The organism is Streptomyces murinus (assembly GCF_002154555.1).
Taxonomy (GTDB): domain Bacteria; phylum Actinomycetota; class Actinomycetes; order Streptomycetales; family Streptomycetaceae; genus Streptomyces; species Streptomyces murinus.
This window is the reverse complement of the sequence record NZ_MUNF01000979.1, coordinates 1-2,027: the sequence shown is the minus strand read 5'-3', so window position 1 is coordinate 2,027 and position 2,027 is coordinate 1. Positions and strand designations below refer to the sequence as shown.

At 76.3% G+C, this 2,027-nt stretch carries 2 protein-coding genes and 1 pseudogene; 1 reads left to right on the top strand and 2 read right to left on the bottom strand.

Annotated elements, in window-relative coordinates:
• Positions 1-155 precede the first annotated feature (155 nt).
• Positions 156-827 carry an ABC transporter gene (locus CCN72_RS37080; RefSeq protein WP_086812675.1) on the bottom strand — a complete coding sequence of 224 codons (672 nt, stop codon included), beginning with the start codon at positions 825-827 and terminating at the stop codon, positions 156-158.
• Positions 824-1,702: an ABC transporter ATP-binding protein gene (locus CCN72_RS37075; protein WP_086812674.1), complete on the bottom strand. Its 879-nt coding sequence runs from the start codon at positions 1,700-1,702 to the stop codon at positions 824-826. Before CCN72_RS37075 ends, CCN72_RS37080 begins: the two co-directional genes overlap by 4 nt.
• Before the next feature lie 150 nt (positions 1,703-1,852).
• On the opposite strand from CCN72_RS37075, the pseudogene CCN72_RS41220 reads away from it, so the two are divergent.
• Positions 1,853-2,027 (top strand): annotated as a pseudogene (locus CCN72_RS41220) (peptidyl-tRNA hydrolase); the annotation flags it as partial.

The following is a 2,027-nucleotide window of genomic DNA, read 5'->3' as shown; positions in this document are numbered from 1 at the left end:
CGACCGGGTCGGTGGTCGGGGCGGCGCGGCGGGTGCAGTGCATGCCGACCACCGAGCAGGTCGTCCGTACCGTCGTACCGGAGCTGCGCAAGCGCGGCTACACGTTCGTGAAGGTCTCCCAGATGATCGCCGCGAGCCAGGGCCACCGCTGACGCTCAGGGTGTTCTGCGGGCGGTGAGCGCGCAGGCCGCGGCGAAGGCCGCGGCCGCGAGCAGGGCCGCTCCGGCGAGCGGCAGCAGCGGTACCGGCACCCGGCCGGACTGCGATCCGGTGACCAGGCCGCTGACCGCGGCCTGCGCCGGGGAGCCCGCGAGCACCGTCGCAAGGAGCGCGCCCAGCAGCATCGCGGGCACCGCGCGCCCGGCGGAGCGCAGCAGTGGCCAGTGGGTGAGCGCGCCGACGGCCGCGCCGAGCAGCGCGCAGGCGTACGCGGCCGCAAGACCGGCCGCGCCGGCGCCCAGGCGATCCACCCTGACCCGGGCGCCGTTGCTCGCCGGGTCGCTGATCAGGGTGACGACGAGCGTCGCCGCCGTACCGAGGACGGCCGCCGCGAGCAGCGCCGTCAGCAGACAGGCGAGGTGCGCCCGCGCGGGTCCGTGCGGCGCGGCCACGACGGCACGGGCGGCGGGCGGCTCCCCGGTGACGCAGATCCGCACCAGCCAGGCGGCCACCGGCAGCAGCCCGGCGGCCGCGTACCCGAGCGAGTCCAGCACCGGCTGCCCGCCCTGCACCCCGACCCCCAGGAACGCGGCGTACAGGATCACCGGAGCAAGCCACCGCTGCGAGCGCAGCAGCAGTTCGACGTGGTAACGCAGGAGTGCGCTCATACCCGGCTCCGGGGGTCGAGGGGTGGCTTCGCGCTGTCGGCGGGTGGTGCGACGCTGACGACGTGCCAGGGCGGGCGGGTCGCGAGCAGGGTGCGCAGCAGGACGTCGGAGTGGGAGGCGGGGACGGTCAGCCGGTGGCGGCCGGGGTCGGTCTCCTCGGCGGTGGTGACGAGCCGTGCCGCGTCGGGCGGCAGCTGCCCACCGCCTTGTACGACGACGACGGCGAGCGCCCCGGCAGCCGGACCGCCGCCGCCCGCACGGGACTTGAGCCCGCTGTCGATCACGGTGTACGTCGCGTCCGGCGCCCCCGCGAGCCGTCGCGGGTCGTGGTCCACGAAGACGACGGCGCCGCCCGCGGCGGTCCGCTCCGCCACCGCCCGCTCCAACTCGTCCCGCGCGTCCGCGTCGAGCCCGGTCCACGCCTCGTCCAGGACCAGCAGCTCGGGGTCGGCGAGCAGCGCCTGCGCGAGGGCGATCTTCTGGCTGCTGCCCTTGGACAGCCGCGCCATCGGCGTGCCGGCGTACGCGGCCGCCCCGAACCGCTCCAGCCAGGCCCCGGCGGCGCGGGCGGCGGAGGCGCGGGACAGGCCGTGGACGGTGCCGAGCCGGGTCAGATAACCGGCGGCCGTGAAGGGCAGCGCGGACGGGAACCGCTCCGGCACATAGGCCGTGCGGGGGCGGCCGGTGATCCGGCCCTCGGTGGGCGCGTCGAGCCGGGCGAGCAGGCGCAGCAGGGTCGACTTCCCGGTGCCGTTCGCCCCCTCTATCCGGGTCAGGGTGCCGGGGGCGATGGTGAGGTCGACGCCTCGTAACACCCAGGGGCCGCGGACGCCGTAGCGGCGGCCCACGGCGGTCAGTCGCAGGTCACGGTGCATGGGGCCATTCTTCTTCAGGCGGCCTGCCGGGCGGGGAGGGTCCTCGCGATGTGGGACGCGCGCCGGTCGTACGCCGGTCGCACGCTGTAGGACGTGCATTCCGGGGCGCGCGTTGATCGGGGCGCGTGCGGCTTCGTAGGGTGGCCCCTCGTGAGCGATGTTCCGATCCCCGCCGAGAGCCCCCTTCCGTCCCCGCGCGACGAGGCCCCGCAGTATGTGCTGCCCCTCGTCGTCCGCCTCGAACGCGATGCGCCGCCCGCCCGTACCGACGCCCTGGAGACGTCCGCGCGGGCGGTTCTGACGCTGCTCGGCGACGAACGGGCCC

Excerpts from the sequence above, each read along its gene's own strand:
- CCN72_RS37080 (WP_086812675.1), bottom strand. The coding sequence starts at position 827 with ATGAGCGCACTCCTGCGTTACCACGTCGAACTGCTGCTGCGCTCGCAG.
- CCN72_RS37075 (WP_086812674.1), bottom strand. The coding sequence starts at position 1,702 with ATGCACCGTGACCTGCGACTGACCGCCGTGGGCCGCCGCTACGGCGTC.